The sequence below is a fragment of the Acidaminobacter sp. JC074 genome, assembly GCF_022496765.1.
Taxonomy (GTDB): Bacteria; Bacillota; Clostridia; order Peptostreptococcales; family Acidaminobacteraceae; genus JABXKX01.
The window spans coordinates 40,586-59,685 of record NZ_VANV01000012.1 but is presented as its reverse complement, the minus strand read 5'-3'; the positions used below and the strand labels follow the sequence as shown (position 1 = coordinate 59,685).

The following is a 19,100-nucleotide window of genomic DNA, read 5'->3' as shown; positions in this document are numbered from 1 at the left end:
TCTTTTTTGGTTTGAAAACTTGGTTTTCATAAGTAACGAAGCACTCGATGTGCTGAGTTCTTATTTAGAAATCAAATAATGATAACTGGTTTGTCGCAGACATTCCTTGTAAACAACCATGAGCATCCAATGTCTCAATGACTGTTTTAGTCACTTTGGCACGTTTTCTAAGGTCGTCTTTACTCATTATTTCAGATGTATCTCGAATTTCCATAATAGATCTTGCGGCGTTTTCACCGACCCCTTGAAGGGCTCTAAGCGGTGGCAACAGACCATCCTCTGTAACAATGAAATTATCAGAATGTGACTTATAAAGGTCTACTCTTCCAACCTTGAACCCTCTTGCATAGAATTCATAGACAACTTCAGCAATGGCAAGAATATCCTGTTCTTTCTTAGAAAGAATTCGGTCTTCCCCTTCTGTTTCCTCCATAAAGTTTTTAACATAATCAGCACCCTTAGAGAATAAGTCTGCATCAAAGTCATCTACTTTAGTTGAGAAGAAAGTCGCATAAAATGCCTTTGGATGGTGTACCTTAAAGTAAGCAATCCTGAAGGACATCATAACGTAGGCAACGGCATGTGCCTTAGGGAACATGTACTTGATGGTATTACAAGATTTGATATACCACTCAGGTACATTTTTTTCTCTCATCAGTTCTACGTACTCTTCTTTTAAGCCCTTACCCTTACGCACATCCTCCATGATTTTAAAGGCTGTACCATGAGGCAACTTCATATAAATCAAATAGTTCATAATGTCATCACGTGTTGAGATAACGTGTTTTAATTCTGTAATACCATCACGCACTAAGTCTTGTGCGTTATTGAGCCATACATCTGTACCATGTGATAGCCCAGAAATACGTACAAGCTCAGAGAAAGTAGATGGCTGCGTGTCTTTAAGCATCTGACGTACAAACTTTGTACCAAACTCTGGAATGGCCAATGAACCAATTTCTTCTGAATAATTCTTATCTACGATTTTCAAAGTTTTTGTTGATGTAAAGATAGCCACAGTATCAGGATCGTCTAATGGAATCTTCTCTACATCGACACCTGTTAAGTCTTCTAGCTGTCTGATAATGGTCGGCGTATCGTGACCCAGTATATCCAGCTTCAGTATACGACCTGAAATGGAATGGTAATCAAAGTGAGTCGTTTTTACACCACAAGTTGTATCGTTAGCGGGATATTGTATTGGACAGAAGTCTTCTACATCCTTGTAATCTGGTATTACCATGATACCACCAGGATGCTGACCTGAAGTCCTTTTTACACCTGTACAACCTTGTGCAAGCCTGAACACCTCACGCTTATTAACGTTGATTTCTCTTTCCTCAAAGTATTTTTTAACATAACCGAAGGCCGTTTTTTCTGCGATTGTACCAATTGTACCCGCTTTAAATGTTTTACCTTCACCGAACAGGACTTCACAGTATTTATGGGAATTACCTTGATAGACACCGGCGAAGTTAAGGTCGATGTCGGGCTCCTTATCACCGTGGAAACCAAGGAAAACCTCAAACGGTATGGCATGGCCATCTTTTCTATAAGGTATATCACACTTAGGGCACATCTTGTCAGGTAAGTCGACTCCAGAACCTAAATCAGATTCTAAGAAAAACTCAGACGTCTTACATTCGTCACAGATATAGTGTGGCGCAAGTGGATTTACCTCCGTTATATCACTCATTGTTGCAGCAAAAGATGAACCTACCGAACCTCTAGAACCAACCAGATAGCCGTCTTCTAAAGATTTTGTAACCAGTTTCTGAGCGATAATATACATGACTGAATAACCATTGGAAATGATAGAGTTCAGTTCTCTATCCAGTCTCGCTTGTACATATTCCGGTACTGGTGTACCATAAATTCTCGCTGCTTTTTCATTACACATATCACGAAGTTCTTGGTCAGATCCTTCAATAATCGGCGGGAATGTACCATCTGGAATCGGCAAGAAATTGTCCATTGCCTCTGCTATTTGATTAGGCACTTCTATGACGATTTCTCTTGCCTTTTTCTCTCCTAAATACTGAAACTCATTCAACATTTCCTGAGTTGTTCTAAAGTATAAAGGCGGTTGATTATCAGCATCAGAGAAACCTTTACCAGCCTGAAGGATACGTCTGTAAACTTCATCTTCTGGATCCATAAAGTGAACATCACCAGCTGCAACAACGGGTACACCTAATTGCTCCCCTAAGTTAACAATCTTTCTGTTGATGTCTCTTAGTTCTTCTTTAGATCTAACATAACCCTTGTCTATTAAGAACTGATTGTTACCGATTGGTTGTACCTCAAAGTAGTCATAAAATGAGGCTACTTTTAAAAGCTCATCCACAGGACGGTTATTAAGAACAGCCTGGTAAAGCTCTCCAGCCTCACAGGCTGATCCAATCAGTAAGTTTTCGCGATTTTCTTGAATCAATGATTTAGGCATCAAAGGCTTCGAATGATAATAGTCTATATTAGACTTAGAAATCATTTGATACATGGTCTTTAAGCCTACTAAGTTTTTAGCAAATAAAATCACATGATTTGAGTTTCTTCTACCAATCATCATATGCTCTTTGGCATACTCATTTAAACCACTTAAGGTCTTTATCTCCAAATCTTCTATCATCTGAATCATCTTTATAAAGATCTGGGCAGTCGCACCTGCATCATCAACCGCTCTATGGTGGTTAACCAAAGAAACATTCAAATACTTTGAAATTCTTTTTAAGTTGAAACGCTTAATCTCCGTTAAAAGAAGCTTAGCTAAAGTTAAGGTATCTAAGACAATAGGGTTGAAGTCCAACTGCTGGCGCATTGACTGCTCCTTAATAAAACCAATGTCAAACTTGGCATTATGAGCGACCATGGCAGATCCTTCACAGAACTTTAAAAACTCCGGTAAAACTTGATCTATGGTTCTTTCATTTGCAACCATATCGTTTGTGATACCTGTTAACTCCACAATCTTAAATGGAATGTCCATTTGAGGATTAACCAGCGATGAATAATGGTCAACAATGGACCCGTTTCTTACTTTAACAGCACCAATTTCTGTGATCATATCATGCTTTGCTGACAGACCAGTTGTCTCTATATCGAATACAACGAATTCTCTATTAAAATCTTCGTCAGTAGCATTAAATATTAGAGGCTCAGTATCATCTACTAAATAGGCCTCTACACCGTATAGAACCTTTATCTTGTCCCCAGCAGCATGCATGGCATCAGGAAAGGCCTGTACAACACCATGGTCTGTAATGGCAATAGCAGGATGGCCCCACTCAATAGCACGCTTAACAAGGGCTTTAACACCTGTAACCGCATCCATATCAGACATTGATGTATGACAATGTAATTCCACACGCTTTTCTTCTGATTTATCCATTCTACCTGGAATATCTGGAAGTGTATTTATAGCATTGGCAAAAATAACAAGTTCTTTTTCAAAAGTATCATTTCTAACAACACCTTCTACAATGTAACGTTTGCCATTTTTAAGTTTTTCTTGAACAGCAGCTGCTTCTTTTGGTTTTAAGAACATCTTAACGCCGATGGATTCTATACCATCAGATATAGCAAAAGTTAATAAGGTTTTACCACCTCTTAAAACCCTGTCTTCTAACATAAAGACTTCGCCAGCTAGAGTAACCAAACTCTCCTCTTCATTAGCATCTTTAACAGGTATGGGCTGACTCTTGATGGTTCTTCTATAAACAACATTTTCAGGAAGTTCCTTTGGTGCCTTCTCAAAGGATTTGGAACCACCATTAGACTTGTATTTAGGTTGATCATTACTTTCTTTATTAGGTCTAGATTGATTGCCATCACTAGGCGTGTAGTTCTTGCTGATTTCCATGGCTCTTTTAGCCGTCTCTTCTTTATGAATACGTTCGTACTCAACCAGCATATCATCAACACGGCTTTTGTCTACTTCAAAAACAACCTGAACAGGCATATCAAACATCCTAGAGTAATAATCACCTAGGTATTTATCTGTATTATTTTTTAGAAGCTTTGACTGTGTAAACTCATCCGGGAATGAAAAACTGAGTTTATGTTCTTCAAAGCCTATTTGAGCCTTCTTTAACATGGTCTGTGTATTGATGTTTTTTCTACCAATCAAAGCCAAGGTATTAGGCCAGATTTCTTTTAGAAAAGCTTCTGGTCTAATATAAGACGCATCGTATCTAAAAATGGAGTTCACACCAGATACCATTTTTAGATTGGTCATTACATCTTCTTCAAAGTTAGCAACAAGTTCATCTTTTACAACTGATTCAGAAGCAAGCAAAATCAATAACTTATTGTTGCCTTTTAACAACTTTAAACTTAGAAGTTCAATCTTTAAGCCATTAAAATGCTTGTCTAATAGTTGGTCTAAATTCATTTAAATACCTTTCTAAAATTCTTCTATCATCTTAACAAGTGTTGGCACAATTTCTTCTTCCGACACTTTTTTTATAATTTCACCTTTTTCAAAAATAAGGCCACTGCCTTTACCGCAGGCAACACCAAGATCAGCCTCTCTGGCTTCACCAGGACCATTAACCGCACAACCCATAATTGCAACTGAAACATCTTTGTTGATATGTGCGACCGCTTTTTCTACAGACTTTGCTATTTCAATCATTTGCGTCTGGGTACGACCGCAAGTCGGACAAGAAATAAACTTAATGCCAAATTGTCTAAGACCCAGTGTATTTAAGATTTCCTTACATACTGGAATCTCTTCAAGTGGATCTGCTGTTAAAGAAACCCTGATGGTATCTCCTAGACCGTTTAAGAGTAAAGCCCCTAAACCAATGGATGATTTAATGGTACCCTTAAAAGCTGTACCTGCTTCTGTAATCCCAATATGGAATGGATAATCAACCTTGTCAGAAAGCATTTTAAAGGCTTCTAAAGTCATCTCAATGTCGCTGGCCTTAATGGATATGATGATATCATAAAAATCAAAGGATTCTAAGATTCTTATATGTTTCATCGCACTTTCATAAAGACCTTTAGCAGACACACCAAACAAGCCTGCAATATCTGGATCCAAAGAACCACCATTAACACCTATACGAATAGGAATTTGTTTCTCCTTACAGGCATCTACAACGGCTTTGATGCGACTTTCATCACCGATATTACCTGGATTGATTCTTAACTTATCAATGCCGTTTTCTATGGCCTTTAAGGCAAGTCTGTAATCAAAGTGTATATCAGCAACCAGAGGTATGTGAATTCTAGACTTGATTTCTGATATGGCTTCTGCCGCCTGAGTATCATTGACAGTTACCCTTACCACTTCACAACCGAGTGCTTCTAACTTTAAGATCTGATCTACAGTCGCCTCAACATCTCCAGTCCTTGTATTGGTCATAGACTGAATAACAATCGGATGTTCTGAACCGATGGTAAGGTCGCCTACTTTAATTTGTCTTGTTTTTCTTCTATTCATTAAAATAATCCTAAATCTTTCACAATCAATACGCCCATTAAGCCAAACAGGAATACCATGCCAACAAAATGAACAAAGGCTTCCTTCTCCTTGGCTACAGGCTTTCTAAATACCATCTCATAGATGATGAAGACTGCTCTACCACCATCAAGTGCAGGAAATGGTAATAAGTTAAAAATACCTAAGTTTATCGATAATAGTGCAGTAAAATAAAGTACATTTTTAAAGTTGTTGGTCTCAGCAACCTGTGACACTTGCTGGTAAATACCAACTGGGCCCGACACTTGGTCTGGATCAATTTGTCTGGTAATCAATTTTACAAAGCCATCAAATATCATGGTAGACTTGTCTAAAAAGTCATTCCAACCATATTTAAAGGCAAGTGATGGACTTTTTACATATTTAGAACCAATACCGATTTTCATATAGCCGTCACTCATAACACCATTAATGGTATATGAAAGTGATTCACCATCTCTTAAAACAACCACGTCAAATGTAGACTGGTCGCTAAATGCGATATTATTCAGTACATCGTTCCAGTACTTAACCTTTTCACCATTGATTTCAATGATTTCATCGTCTACTTGAAGGCCTGCTTCATAAGCTGGCATATCTAGAGGTAAGTCACCGATAATGTTGGTTTGGATTTCTTCTGTCATAAAAATACCAACTATTAAAACATAAGCAAGAATGAAGTTCATGATAACGCCTGCAACGATAACCATTAGTCTTTGGTAAGGTTTTTTACTGGCAAAAGATCTTTCGTTTGTGGTGTCGTTTTCGTCTTCTCTTAAGTCTACAAAGCCACCTAATGGAAAAAGAGAAATGGCATAGGTTGTTTCCTTGCCCTCATATTTCAAGATTTTTGGACCGAATCCAAGTACAAACTGATAGACATACATGCCATTGAGTTTTGCGACTACAAAGTGTCCCAGTTCATGTATGAATACCAAGAGACCTATTACGAATATAAAGGTCACTACATTTCTTATTATTTCTATCATAACACTATCTCCTTAATGTAATTTCTCGTCATTTCGTCGTATGACAGAACATCATCTATGCTGGTTAACTGTGTCTTATCAAAGTGGTTCATGGCTTTTTCTACACACTTAGGTATGTCGTAGAAAGAGATTTCATCCTTTAAGTACTTATAGACCAATTCCTCGTTAGAAGCATTTAAAACAGTTGGTGACAAGCCACCTCTCTTTAAGGCTTCATAAGCCAAATCCAGACATGGAAAATCAGCCCTTCTAGGTTCTTCAAAGGTCAAGGCTCCCATCTTAACAAAATCAACGGTTTCAAAGTCAACCGGCTTTCTTTCCGGATATGAAAGCGCATAAAGTATGGGTAATTCCATGGTCGGAAGACTCATCTGAGCCATAATCGAATGGTCTCTGTATTCTACCATAGAGTGAATAATAGATTGAGGATGAACCACAACATCAATCTGGTCTGGGTCTAGGTCATAAAGCCACTTGGCTTCAATGACTTCAAGTCCCTTGTTCATCAAGGTAGCGGAATCAATGGAAATCTTTCTTCCCATGGCCCAATTGGGGTGTTTCAAGGCATCTTTTGCCTTCATACCGCCAATAAGCTTGCTTTCAGTATGCCTAAAAGGTCCACCTGAAGCCGTTAAGATAACTCGTCTAATCCACTTGTATTCATTTCCTTGTAATGCTTGAAATAAAGCCGAATGTTCACTGTCTATAGGTAGAATTTTTACACCATGCAGGTCAGCTTCTTTCATCAAAATATCACCTGCCGTTACCAAACACTCCTTATTGGCTATAGCAACATTTTTCTTAGCTCTTATGGCAGATAGCGTTGGTAAAAGACCTATGTTTCCAACAACAGAATTTAAAACAACATCAACAGAATCTAAAGAAGCCACTTCCTTTAAACCTTCTAAGCCAGATAAAACTTTTAAGTTTAATCCGTCAAAGCGATGTTTTTCTTTTTTATATGTCATTTCATTAAAAATAACCACATAGTCAGGTCTGATTTCTGTGGCCTGTTTTAAGAGTAAATCCATGTTTGTGTTACCAGTAATGGCAACAATCTTAAAGTCTTCAGGATACTTTGACAGTATATTAATGGCTTGTGTGCCAATAGAACCTGTCGATCCTAGTATTGCAATTTTTTTCATAATACCTTCTTTCATCACCTTTTATTATAGCAAATTTAGAAAGAGAATGATATTTAAAAAAGATAAAAAAGTACTGTTATAAAACAGCACTTATTTAATAATCACTATTAACTTAATTGCATAATAGATAAATGGTGTTACAAGGATAACACTGTCAAATCTATCTAAAACGCCACCATGGCCTGGCATAATATGGCCAAAGTCTTTGATACCCATTTCTCTTTTAATCTTAGATGCTGTCAAGTCACCTACTATTGAAATCAAACTACCTACCACACCTATGGCTATAGAATGATAAATCAGGCTTGGTTCAAAGTAAACCGATAATAAAGCACACAGTAGAGCTGCTGTGATGACACCGCCTACAGCCCCCTCTACAGTCTTTTTAGGACTGATGGTCGGTGCAAGCTTTCTCTTGCCAAAAAATCTTCCTGTAAAGTAAGCACCAGTATCTGCACCCCAAGATGCAATAAATATAAACCAAATCATATAAGCAGGTTGTATATGTGACAGTAATACGACATGGTATAAGAAGAATATGATATAAGCAGCCCCTAAAAAAGTGACCCCTATATCGGAAAAATGTCTTTCTTCATCAAATACGAAGATAAAACATAAAAGTGCTATATAAACTGTAATGGCACCACTTAACAAGGTAAAGTAGTTAAAGTGGTAGGCATAAGAAAACACAATCAGCATCAAATAAGATGGCATGGCTACAGGTTTGTAATTTACCTTTAGTGCATTAAATATTTCGTAAAGCGCAATCATGGATATAACCAGTACGCCAGCTTCTAAATAGAGACCACCCTTAAGTACAAAGAAAAACAAAAGCGGCAGTGCTACAATGGAACTTATGATTCTAACAAGCATTATACCTCCTATACTGCTCCAAAACGTCTTTGGCGGTTTGAGTATACTTTAACAGCTTCCATTAAAGCTTCCTCGCCAAAGTCTGGCCAGTAAACATCTGTAAAATAAAATTCAGAATATGCCAATTGCCACAGCATATAATTACTCAGTCTTAACTCACCACTGGTACGTATCATAAGATCAGGATCTGGCATATCAGCTGTATCAAGATGTTCTGCTATTAAGTCTTCGTTGATATCATCTAGATCAAGTGAACCATCCTTTAGCTTACTTCCAATTGCCTTTACAGCCAAGGTAATTTCATTTCTTGAACCGTAGTTTAGGGCAAGCACCAAGTTAAGACCCGTGTTGTTTTTTGTCACTTCTATAGAATCATCCAGAACCTGCTTTGTCTTTTTAGGCAAATGTGAAATATCACCTATGGTGCGAATTCTAACATGATTCTCATGGAGTTCTTTTAATTCACTCTTTAAAAAGAAAACAAGTAAGTCCATCAAACCTGATACTTCTTCTTCTGGACGTTTCCAGTTTTCAGTCGAAAAAGCATATAGAGTCAGGTATTTTACGCCCAGTTTGTCACAAGCTTTGGTGATGGTTTTTACATTTTCTCCACCGGCCTTATGACCCATATTTCTAGGCATATTTCTTTTTTTAGCCCATCTTCCATTACCATCCATGATGATTGCAATGTGTTCAGGCACATTTAATACATCCTCTTCTTTTGTTTTGTCTTTAAAAAATGATTTAATCATGCTTCCTCCATTACTAAGAAAAAAAGACCTCGGTATAACCCGAGGTCGAGTCTATCTATACTGCCATAATATCTTGTTCTTTTTCTGCGATTAACTCATCTATAACTTTAGTGTGTTTATCCATAGCATCTTGAACGTCTTTTTCAGCAGAACGAATATCATCATCTGTAAGCTCGTTAGCCTTGTGCATTTTCTTAAGGGCATCCATAGCTTGACGTCTTTCGTTTCTTAATGCAACCTTAGCATTTTCACCAGTTTTCTTAACAACTTTTGTTAACTCTTTTCTACGCTCTTCAGTTAGCATAGGAATGGCAATTCTAATCAACTTACCATCGTTAGACGGATTCATACCTAAATCAGCCATCATGATTGCTTTTTCGATATCAGTAATCATTGTAGCATCGTAAGGTTGAACAACAATCATTCTAGGCTCTGGAGCAGAAATACTAGCCATTTGATTTAAAGGTGTGTCAGCACCATAGTATTCTACTGATACCTTGTTTAAAACAGACGGGTTAGCTTTACCTGCTCTGATTGTCATAAACTCATCTTTTAAAACACTGATTGTTTTATCCATTTTTTCATTTAATTCGTTTAAAATTGTTTTTACCATCTTATCCTCCTACTTAATTAAGGTACCAATATTTTCACCTTCACAGGCTTTAATTATATTTTTTGGATCGTCTAAACCAAACACTAGAATCGGAATTGAGTTTTCAAAACATAATGTTGCTGCAGTTGTATCCATAACACCAAGCTTATTGTTAATAACATCATCATGAGTCATTGTTGTATACTTCTTAGCATTAGGGTTTTCGTTTGGATCGCTGTCGTATACCCCATCAACTTTTTTAGCCAATAAGATAACCTCTGCTTCGATTTCCGCTGCTCTTAAAGCTGCAGTTGTATCTGTTGAGAAGAATGGATTACCAATACCAGCAGCAAAGATAACCACACGACCTTTTTCTAAATGTCTAACTGCTCTCCTTTTGATATAAGGCTCTGCAATTTGTCTCATTTCAATAGCAGACATGACACGCGTATTTAATCCTTTTTGCTCACATGAGTCTTGTAGAGCTAAAGCATTGATAACTGTTGCCATCATGCCCATGTAGTCAGCTGTTGATCGGTCCATTTTTTCACTGGTACGACCTCTCCAGAAGTTACCGCCACCGATAACAACCGCAACCTCTACACCGTTGTCACTTAACTCTTTAATCTGATCTGTAACCACTGATACGATGGCTTCATCTATACCTGTGCCCTTTGGTCCCCCAAGCGCTTCACCACTCAATTTTAAAATGACTCTCTTAAATTCCGGTTTCAAAACGATTCCTCCTTGTTGTATTCCGTCATAGACTCTCTATTATTTTAACATAAAATAAGTTTTTTAATAAGAATTTCCTAAAAAAAAAGAACACTTCAAAAAGTGTTCTTTTATTAAATTCTTAACCTTTGATTTGCTTAGCTACTTCTTCAGCAAAGTTTTCTTCTTTTTTCTCGATACCTTCACCAGTTTCGAATCTAACTACGTTAGCAATCTTAGCGTTAGCATCAACAGACTTTAAGTAAGCAGCAACAGTCATATCGTCATCTTTAACGTATGGTTGGTCTAATAAGCAGATCTCTTTTAACATCTTTTGAATTCTACCTTTAACCATCTTCTCAACGATGTTAGCAGGCTTACCTTCGTTTAATGCTTGGTTAGTAAGTACTTCAGTCTCAGCTTCGATGTATTCAGCATCAACATCGTCTCTAGAAACATACTTAGGGTTAGTAGCAGCGATTTGCATAGCGATGTTTCTTGCAGCTTCAACTACAGCATCACCTTGAGCACCTTCTACTTCTACAACAACACCAATTTTACCAGCGCCGTGCATGTAAGTAGCAACTGCATTTTCACCAACGTTTAATACTTTGAATCTTCTAATGTTTAAGTTCTCACCAATTGTAGCAATTTGCTCAGTTTGGATAGTCTTAACGTCTTTAGAAGCGTCTAAGTGCCATGCTTCGTCCATGAATGCTTCGATTGTATCAGCATTAGTATTGATAGCTTGCTTAGCTACGTTCTCAACAAACGCTACGAAACCGTCGTTCTTAGCAACGAAGTCAGTCTCTGAGTTTACTTCTACGATAGCAGCTTTACCGTCAGCAACGATAGTTCTAACAAGACCCTCTGCAGCAACTCTGCCAGCCTTCTTAGCAGCTTTAGCCATACCTTTTTCTCTCATTAACTTGATAGCAGCATCCATGTCACCATCAGTTTCAACAAGAACCTTCTTACAGTCCATCATGCCTGCGCCAGTTCTTTGTCTTAATTCTTTTACCATTGAAGCTGTAATTGCCATAGTAATCACTCCTTATATTCTTATGCTTCAGTTTCAGCTGAAACTTCTTCTAACTCTTCACCTTGTCTACCTTCGATAACAGCGTCTGCCATTTTACCTGTAATTAATTTTACAGCTCTAATTGCATCATCGTTACCAGGAATTACGTAATCGATATCATCTGGGTTACAGTTTGTATCAACGATACCTACTACAGGAATATTTAATAACTTAGCTTCTGCGATAGCATTCTTTTCTTTCTTAGGGTCTACTACAAATACGATGTTTGGTAAACCAGGCATGTTCTTGATACCACCTAAGAACTTCTCTAATCTTTCTTTCTTAAGCTTAAGTTGGATAACTTCTTTCTTTGGAAGTACTTCGAAAGTACCGTTCTCTTCCATCTTCTCAAGTTCAAATAATAAGTTGATTCTCTTCTTGATAGTCTTGAAGTTAGTTAACATACCACCTAACCATCTTTGGTTAACGTAGTACATACCAGCTCTTGATGCTTCAGCTTTAACAGCTTCTTGAGCTTGCTTCTTAGTACCTACGAATAATACGTGACCACCAGCTTCTACAGTCTCTTTAACAGCTGCATAAGCGTTGTCGATTAAACCAACAGTTTGTTGTAAATCGATGATGTAGATACCATTTCTTTCTGTGAAGATGTATGGTGCCATTTTTGGATCCCATCTTCTAGTTTGGTGTCCGAAGTGAACACCAGCTTCTAATAATTGTTTCATTGAAATTACTGACATATTGTCCTCCTTAGTTTTTCCTCCGTAAGCATCATCCTTAAACTCACTTTTTCAAGCACTAAAGTTCTCAGTCCACTTACGTGTGTTTTTTTAACCTCACATAGTATATCATGATTTATTAAAATAAACAACATCATAATGACTATTTTATGAAATTCATTAACATTTTTATTTCTCTTATACCCTTGTTGAGTTTTCTGGCAATTTGCTGCTCATCATAACCGAGTGCAAGAAGCCTTTTAATCTCTTCTTTGACATCATTTGATGCATCCGTTTTAACACTTTCTCTTGAAGTAAGGGTTCTCTGATTTCTTACAGGACTCACAGGTTTAACCTCTTCTTGAGGATCAGATACTTCTTTAATAGAAGCAATTTCTTTGCCCTGATAAGAAAGCATGGTAGATAAGTCTTTTGTCAGTGCAGTGATATCACTTAGTTTATCATCCATCATGGACATTTCCTTTTCATGAACACTGTATTTGCCCTCTAGATCACTAGCAATGTCATAAAAGGACTGATTCATCTCATCGACTTTTTCTTCTAAAAGCTGTACTTGACGAACCAAATCCTCCGAAATATTATCAGAGGGTTTGATGTGCTTAAAGAAAGAAGCCTTCATGACTTCTCTTCTAATCATTATTAATGAAAAAACGACAATACAAAGACCGATGGATATACTATAAAATACAACCATTTTAACTCCTAAACTTTCATATCAAAAGTTGAACCATGGACCTTCATCTGAATCTTCTTTTCTTCCTCTTCCTCTTCCTTTTTTTTCTTGGATTTGGAAGGTGATTTTTCATGTCCTCGATTCTCTTTTTGATCATTTTTGATTTCACTTTTTTCCTTTTGTTCTAGGTTGCTGACTTTCTTCTGATTGTTCTGCAGAGTTTTTTCATCTTTCTCCTGCTGCTGATGTACAGCAACATCTTCTCTGACGTTTTTAACATTCTGAGGTTTAGCAGCTTTTTGAACATTTGGAAGAAGTACCTGCATATCCATAGGTTTAATAGGCATAGCACTCACTCCTATCTAATAAGTCGTTAAAATAATCTCACCATGATCCTTTATGATTTTTGCCATTGCCGTCTCTGATTTTACACTATAATGAGAATTTCCTATTTTCACTCTAACACCTGGATAAACTGTATCTGCTTTAACATATACACCCTTTAAGTTTTCAATAAGTTCGTTGATGTTCTTAAAGTCTACCATGGTCGTTTTCAGCTTTACATTGTAATCATCAAGTGATGCCTTAGTCGTTTCATACATTTGGTTGATTTTTGGATCATCTGGCTTCACTTTCTTTTGTTTAGATAAGATGTCATAAGCCTTTTTAAGCTTTGTTACATTGGCCTTGTAATCCTTTAAGTTAGCTGCAAGTTCTTGGAACTCAAGCATAATATCATTTGTAATGCCAAGCTGAAGTTTGGTGATTGTACCAATTTCAGTACCGATGGTCTTGGCAATGACATGATGTCTAGCAGTATACTCGCCACCTAAGATCAAACCTTTTCTGCCTTTTGCTGTAATCGACTCATCACAGACTACTTTACAGTGCATCAAAGAATCGGTAATAATATTGCCACCTGCAACCACTTCACAGTTGTTAAAGTAATTACTTCTAATATCGCCACCAGCTTTTATGATACAATCGTCATTTCCCTGTACACCACCAGAGATGATGATATCACCACCAGCTAGAATCTCTGCAGCTTCTACAACACCATAAATTTCAATGGAATCTGCTGTTTCCACCTTATAACCATTGGTCACATTACCACGAATAATGATTCTGCCAGAGAAGGATATATTCCCGGTTTTAACACCGACATCTGAGAAAATCTCTAAAACTTCTATAACAGAAACTTTTACACCATTCATCTTAATGGTACCATCACACGCGGCCAGTATCTGCATGCCAACTTCTGAAAGTTCAACATTTTTTCCAAACTTAAAGTTACCAAGCTTTCCATCTTTAGCTTTGATCGCCATACCTGTAACAGTTGTTCCTGTCTTACCTGGCGTAGCTTCAGTTTTATAAGCCAAGACCTGTCCTTTTTTTACAGTTTGCACAAAGTTTGTGGCCTTAAAATCTACCGTTCCATCTTCTTTTTCAGCAGCTTTAAAATCCTGAGATGTATCAATTTCGTAGATAATTTTAGAGTCTACACCATGTTCATGTTCAATACCTGTTGCAACTTCTATGTTATCAGCCTTATCAGGATTGTTGATGATGTATTCAATGGCATTAGGATTTAAACCAAATGTAACCTTTTTAGCAGCAAGTGCCTTTATGATTTCTTCTTTGGTCAATCTAAAATCAAAGTGATCTGCATCTACAGTTAAATATGCATGGTAATAATCACTTGATAATTTTACGTATAGCTTATATGGTTTATTTGATTCAGACATAATTCTACTCCATTAGATCTTCTATTTTTGCTTGCATTTTAGTGATAGCCTTTGTATGTAGTTGAGAAATTCTAGATTCAGAAATATTCATGATCTTTGAAATTTCCTTATAGGTTAACTCGGAATAATAGTAAAGCTCTATTATTCTTTGCTCTTTCTCAGGGAGCTTTTCTATCATTTCTTTCAATAAGCGTTTGGTTTCAACATTCATCAGCTCACCCTCAGGTGTTTCAGCTTTTGTATCTTCTTGAATGTTTACATTGCTATTTTCAGTAATTTTCTCATCCAAAGAAATGATTGAAAACGTCGATACCTCATGCATCAACTCACTTAATTGCTTAGGTGTCATGTTCATTTCTTTGGCCAAGTCTTCATCTCTAATATCAAGTCCATATATGTTTTGTAATTTGTTAACGGCCTTTTCAAGCTGTTTGTATTTCTGTCGTAAAGAACGCGGTATCCAATCCATGGATCTCAACTGGTCAACGATAGCCCCTCTGATTCTAATGTTGGCATAAGTTTCAAACTTATTACCCAACTTATAATCAAACTTTTCAATGGCATCTAATAAACCAAGTACGCCATACCCAACTAAATCATCATACTCCACATGTGCATTGTATGTATTGTACAATCTACCAGATATGGTTTTAACTAAAGAGACATATGATACAATCAACTCTTCTTTAGCCTTTAAATCGCCTGAATCTTTATAACGTTTCCATAACTCTATATTGGTCATATGCAGGCTCCTAATTATACTTCTTTTACACCATGCCCAATAGTCTTGATTAGTAATCTACCAGTATCCGAATAAAACTCAATGGTTCTACCAAAGTTCCCTCCGGTATCATCAGCTTTAATTGGAATTCTATTCTCTTTTAGTATTTCTCTAACAGCTTCAGCATTTCTAAGACCGATCTTCATCATATCATTGCCTGAGCTGAATTTGAACATCTGAGAACCACCTGCAATTTTACCAACCAATCTACTTTTATTGGCGCCTTGTTTTTTCATATCATCAATCAATTTTATAATAGCGGTATCTGCAAATTTCGCAACATTCTGATTGTTCTTGATTGTTTTACTAGAAGGCAACATGATGTGTGCCATTCCAATAACCTTTGTACTAGGATCATACAAACAGATACCGATACAAGAACCCAAACCTAATGTGGTTAAGGAACCAGGATGCTTAGCGACTTTTAAGTCAGCCATCCCTACTTTGATCATTCCATTCATATTTGTACTCCTAGATTTCTTAATAAAACATCGTATGAATCCACTTCAGGTATTAAAATGAAGTAGCCATTCACACTATCCATCTCAACCAATTCAATAAATTCATTTTCTATGATTAATATTTTGTCACCAATTAATCCAAAATGGATTGCAGGGACACTTAATATTGCACCAGCCATATCTAGAGCCAGAGAAGGCACTGATATTTTAATGTCTAGATTAGCCAGAGAAGATAATGATGAAATATATGAGCCTGCTAAGATATTTCCAATTTCCTGTAAAGCAGAAAAACAGAATTCGTTAAAGCCATCTGTAGAAATACCCGGCATTAAAAGTTCAATCAATTGCCCTGCTGAATGGGTATCAAGTACAAACATGATACTCCCCTCTAACTCACCTTCTAACTTGAAGAAGATCCCTACAACTTCCTTCTCAGGACCACCTAATATTTCAGGCACTTCAGAGAAGTCCATTACATTAACAAGCGGGACTTTCATATCTACTTTTTTACTGATCATTTTTGCCAGTGCAGTCGCTGCATTACCAGCACCTATATTACCGACTTCCTTCAGGACATCTAATACAATTGTATCAAAGTTTTCAAGAACTTTACTCATCATATACTCCTATAACTCTTCAATTTCCTCTAACTCTAATAATCTTTCCAAATCGATGATCATAATAATACGGCCATCCACTTTTCCGATTTCACTTACATATTCATCATCTGCTCCTGTTACCTTAGGAGCAGGCTCTATTTCATCTGGTTCGATCTGTAAAACTTCAGATGATGCATCTACCAATAAACCAACCTTAAGTTCGTTGTAGTTAACAATCATAATTCTAGAATCTTTATCGGCAGCTTTGGTCTCTAAGTTAAATCGACGTCTTACATTGATAACAGGAATGATGTTACCACGTAAGTTGATGATGCCTTGAATATACTTCTTTGTATATGGAACACGTGTTATGTTGGTGTGTTTCTCAATATTTTCAACAAAATCAATGTCTATACCATATGACTCATCTGCAAGTCTAAAAATTACCAATTCTTTTGTATCCATATTTGCCTCCTTTAGAACAATTGATTAGGATCCACAATAAGTGCTACACCACCATTACCAAGAATAGTTGCACCAGCAATTGCTGGAATGCCTTTTAAGTATGAACCTAAAGACTTAATAACGATTTCTTGTTGGCCAATTAATGAGTCAACCACTAAACCAGCCTCTTCTGTACCCTTACGTACAATAACAACCGTCAATTCTTTTACATCTTCTCGTTCAGAAGGATCTCTTAACTCAAGTACTTCTTTCATTCTAATAATTGGTAAAGTCTTGTTTCTGTATAAAACAACCTCTTGGTTCTGAAGCATTGAAATATCCTCAGATTTGATTGTTGTTATTTCAGAAATATTGTTTAAAGGTAAAGCATACTTCTCATCATCTAAGTATACCATTAAAGCTTGAATGATTGCGAGTGTTAATGGTAATCTGATAACAAACTTAGAACCTTCACCAACTTCTGATAGAATATCTACAGAACCGCCTAATGAAGCAATCTTGCTCTTAACAACATCTAGTCCAACACCTCTACCTGATAAATCAGTTACAACCTCAGCTGTTGAGAAGCCAGGCATAAAGAGTAAGTTCAACATTTCCTTTTCAGTCATACTTTCAACTTCTTTTTCTGTTAGAAGACCTTTAGATACTGCTTTAGCTGCAATTTTCTTAGGATCTATACCATTACCATCATCAACAACTTCGATAACAACGTTGTTGCCTTCTGGATAAGCTTTAAGATTTACTGTACCATGAGCACTCTTACCACGTTTTTCTCTTTCAGCAGGTGCTTCAATACCATGGTCAATTGAATTTCTAATCAAGTGAATAAGCGGATCTGCAATTTCATCAACTACCGTTCTATCCACTTCTGTTTCCTGACCTGACATAATAAGTTTGATCTTCTTGTCTAAATCTTTTGCCAAGTCTCTTACCATTCTTGGGAATCTGTTAAAGACTCTTTCAACTGGTACCATTCGAACTTTCATAACCGCATTATGAAGACTTGTCGTGATTCTTTCTAAATACTCAACCGCATCGTCCATTGAAGATTTACCTGCAGTAGAGTCATGGTCTTCCATAGTCGTCTTAACAATGATAAGCTCTGATACCAAGTTCATCAGGTTGTCTAGTCTATCGATGTCTACACGAACGGTCTTAGAAGTTTTAGACTTAGCAGAAGGTTTTGCCTGTGCACCTAAGTCGGTCTTAACTTCTTCAACTTTTTCTTCAAGAATTTCTTCTACAACTTCTTCAACCTTTTCTTCACCAATTTCTTCTGGCAGTTCATTAACTGCTTCGATATCAATACGGTCAATTTCAGAAATTGAATCAAACATGTTTCTAACTTCTACTTCTGAAGACTTAGTGATGTACAATACTTCGAATGCTTGATCGAAATTTTCATCTTCAATATCTTCGGCATTTGGATGTGAAAGCAATACTTCACCCATGTTCTCCAAAGCATTAAAGATGATAAAAGCTCTTGCTGCTTTTAGCATACACGATTCAGCTAGTGTTACACGAATCTTCATAATGGCATAACCATCTTCTACTGATTTTCTAAGTGCAGCAACAGATGTTTGGAAAACATCTACATGGAACTCGCCTGATGTTTCAACAACCTTCACTTCTTCTGTCACTTTTTCCTCAACTGGACCATCTCCCGGTTGATTAGATTTAGTTCTTACAATCTCTTTTAATTTATTAACAAGTGATACATTTTCCTCATCACTTTCTATACTATTTTCTTCGATATGAGTGATTTGACTCTCTAATGAGTCAAAACATTCAAATAAAATGTCAATGATATAAGAGTTTACTGCGATTTCCTGACTTCTTACCAGATGCAGCACATTTTCCATTTCATGTGTTAAATCAGCAACTTTAGTAAAACCCATTGTACCTGACATACCCTTAATGGTATGAGCTACTCTAAAGATTTCAGCTACATGTTGCACATCCGACATATTATTTTCAAGTTCCAAAAGCACTTCATTCATTGTTTGTAAATGCTCTTTAGACTCATCAATAAATATCTCCATATATTGGTTCATATCCATAA

Annotated in this window: 18 protein-coding genes; all 18 read right to left on the bottom strand. The window is 36.8% G+C overall.

Annotated elements, in window-relative coordinates:
- Nucleotides 1-64: 64 nt before the first annotated feature.
- The 18 genes from EZV73_RS14415 to EZV73_RS14330 all read right to left on the bottom strand — a co-directional run bounded on the left by EZV73_RS14415 (nt 65) and on the right by EZV73_RS14330 (nt 19,098).
- Nucleotides 65-4,390, bottom strand: a complete 4,326-nt coding sequence (locus EZV73_RS14415; protein ID WP_240841045.1) for a PolC-type DNA polymerase III — start codon at nt 4,388-4,390, stop codon at nt 65-67.
- 12 nt (nt 4,391-4,402) lie between these two features.
- Nucleotides 4,403-5,449, bottom strand: a complete 1,047-nt coding sequence (gene ispG, locus EZV73_RS14410) for a flavodoxin-dependent (E)-4-hydroxy-3-methylbut-2-enyl-diphosphate synthase (protein ID WP_240841044.1) — start codon at nt 5,447-5,449, stop codon at nt 4,403-4,405.
- Nucleotides 5,449-6,456 (bottom strand): RIP metalloprotease RseP, encoded by a 1,008-nt coding sequence (rseP, locus tag EZV73_RS14405; protein WP_240841043.1) that lies wholly within the window; start codon nt 6,454-6,456, stop codon nt 5,449-5,451. Before rseP ends, ispG begins: the two co-directional genes overlap by 1 nt.
- Complete coding sequence (locus EZV73_RS14400) at nt 6,453-7,601, bottom strand: 1-deoxy-D-xylulose-5-phosphate reductoisomerase (protein WP_255813425.1); 1,149 nt, start codon at nt 7,599-7,601, stop codon at nt 6,453-6,455. The genes rseP and EZV73_RS14400 overlap by 4 nt, the downstream gene beginning before the upstream one ends.
- A gap of 90 nt (nt 7,602-7,691) precedes the next feature.
- The gene (locus EZV73_RS14395) at nt 7,692-8,474 is read right to left on the bottom strand and encodes a phosphatidate cytidylyltransferase (RefSeq protein WP_240841042.1); all 783 of its coding nucleotides are present in this window, start codon (nt 8,472-8,474) and stop codon (nt 7,692-7,694) included.
- Nucleotides 8,475-8,482: 8 nt separating this feature from the next.
- Nucleotides 8,483-9,226 (bottom strand): isoprenyl transferase, encoded by a 744-nt coding sequence (locus EZV73_RS14390; RefSeq protein WP_240841041.1) that lies wholly within the window; start codon nt 9,224-9,226, stop codon nt 8,483-8,485.
- A gap of 55 nt (nt 9,227-9,281) precedes the next feature.
- Nucleotides 9,282-9,839 carry a ribosome recycling factor gene (gene frr / locus EZV73_RS14385; RefSeq protein WP_240841040.1) on the bottom strand — a complete coding sequence of 186 codons (558 nt, stop codon included), beginning with the start codon at nt 9,837-9,839 and terminating at the stop codon, nt 9,282-9,284.
- A gap of 9 nt (nt 9,840-9,848) precedes the next feature.
- Nucleotides 9,849-10,559 carry a UMP kinase gene (gene pyrH, locus EZV73_RS14380; protein WP_240841226.1) on the bottom strand — a complete coding sequence of 237 codons (711 nt, stop codon included), beginning with the start codon at nt 10,557-10,559 and terminating at the stop codon, nt 9,849-9,851.
- Nucleotides 10,560-10,674: 115 nt separating this feature from the next.
- Nucleotides 10,675-11,574 (bottom strand): translation elongation factor Ts, encoded by a 900-nt coding sequence (gene tsf, locus EZV73_RS14375; protein ID WP_240841039.1) that lies wholly within the window; start codon nt 11,572-11,574, stop codon nt 10,675-10,677.
- Nucleotides 11,575-11,594: 20 nt separating this feature from the next.
- Nucleotides 11,595-12,314 carry a 30S ribosomal protein S2 gene (rpsB, locus tag EZV73_RS14370; RefSeq protein WP_240841038.1) on the bottom strand — a complete coding sequence of 240 codons (720 nt, stop codon included), beginning with the start codon at nt 12,312-12,314 and terminating at the stop codon, nt 11,595-11,597.
- A 142-nt stretch (nt 12,315-12,456) separates the two neighbouring features.
- Nucleotides 12,457-13,008: a hypothetical protein gene (locus EZV73_RS14365; protein ID WP_240841037.1), complete on the bottom strand. Its 552-nt coding sequence runs from the start codon at nt 13,006-13,008 to the stop codon at nt 12,457-12,459.
- 8 nt (nt 13,009-13,016) lie between these two features.
- The gene (locus EZV73_RS14360) at nt 13,017-13,334 is read right to left on the bottom strand and encodes a hypothetical protein (protein ID WP_240841036.1); all 318 of its coding nucleotides are present in this window, start codon (nt 13,332-13,334) and stop codon (nt 13,017-13,019) included.
- A gap of 15 nt (nt 13,335-13,349) precedes the next feature.
- Nucleotides 13,350-14,732: a DUF342 domain-containing protein gene (locus EZV73_RS14355; protein WP_240841035.1), complete on the bottom strand. Its 1,383-nt coding sequence runs from the start codon at nt 14,730-14,732 to the stop codon at nt 13,350-13,352.
- Between the two features lie 4 nt (nt 14,733-14,736).
- Entirely contained in the window at nt 14,737-15,474 is a 738-nt protein-coding gene (locus EZV73_RS14350) for a sigma-70 family RNA polymerase sigma factor (RefSeq protein ID WP_240841034.1), read from the bottom strand.
- Between the two features lie 14 nt (nt 15,475-15,488).
- On the bottom strand, nt 15,489-15,974 hold the full coding sequence (locus EZV73_RS14345; RefSeq protein ID WP_240841033.1) for a chemotaxis protein CheD: 486 nt from the start codon (nt 15,972-15,974) through the stop codon (nt 15,489-15,491).
- Nucleotides 15,971-16,591, bottom strand: coding sequence for a chemotaxis protein CheC (locus EZV73_RS14340; protein WP_240841032.1), 621 nt, complete (start codon nt 16,589-16,591; stop codon nt 15,971-15,973). The genes EZV73_RS14345 and EZV73_RS14340 overlap by 4 nt, the downstream gene beginning before the upstream one ends.
- A 9-nt stretch (nt 16,592-16,600) precedes the next feature.
- On the bottom strand, nt 16,601-17,038 hold the full coding sequence (locus tag EZV73_RS14335; RefSeq protein ID WP_240841031.1) for a chemotaxis protein CheW: 438 nt from the start codon (nt 17,036-17,038) through the stop codon (nt 16,601-16,603).
- A gap of 11 nt (nt 17,039-17,049) precedes the next feature.
- Entirely contained in the window at nt 17,050-19,098 is a 2,049-nt protein-coding gene (locus EZV73_RS14330) for a chemotaxis protein CheA (RefSeq protein WP_240841030.1), read from the bottom strand.
- Between the last annotated feature and the right edge of the window lie 2 nt (nt 19,099-19,100).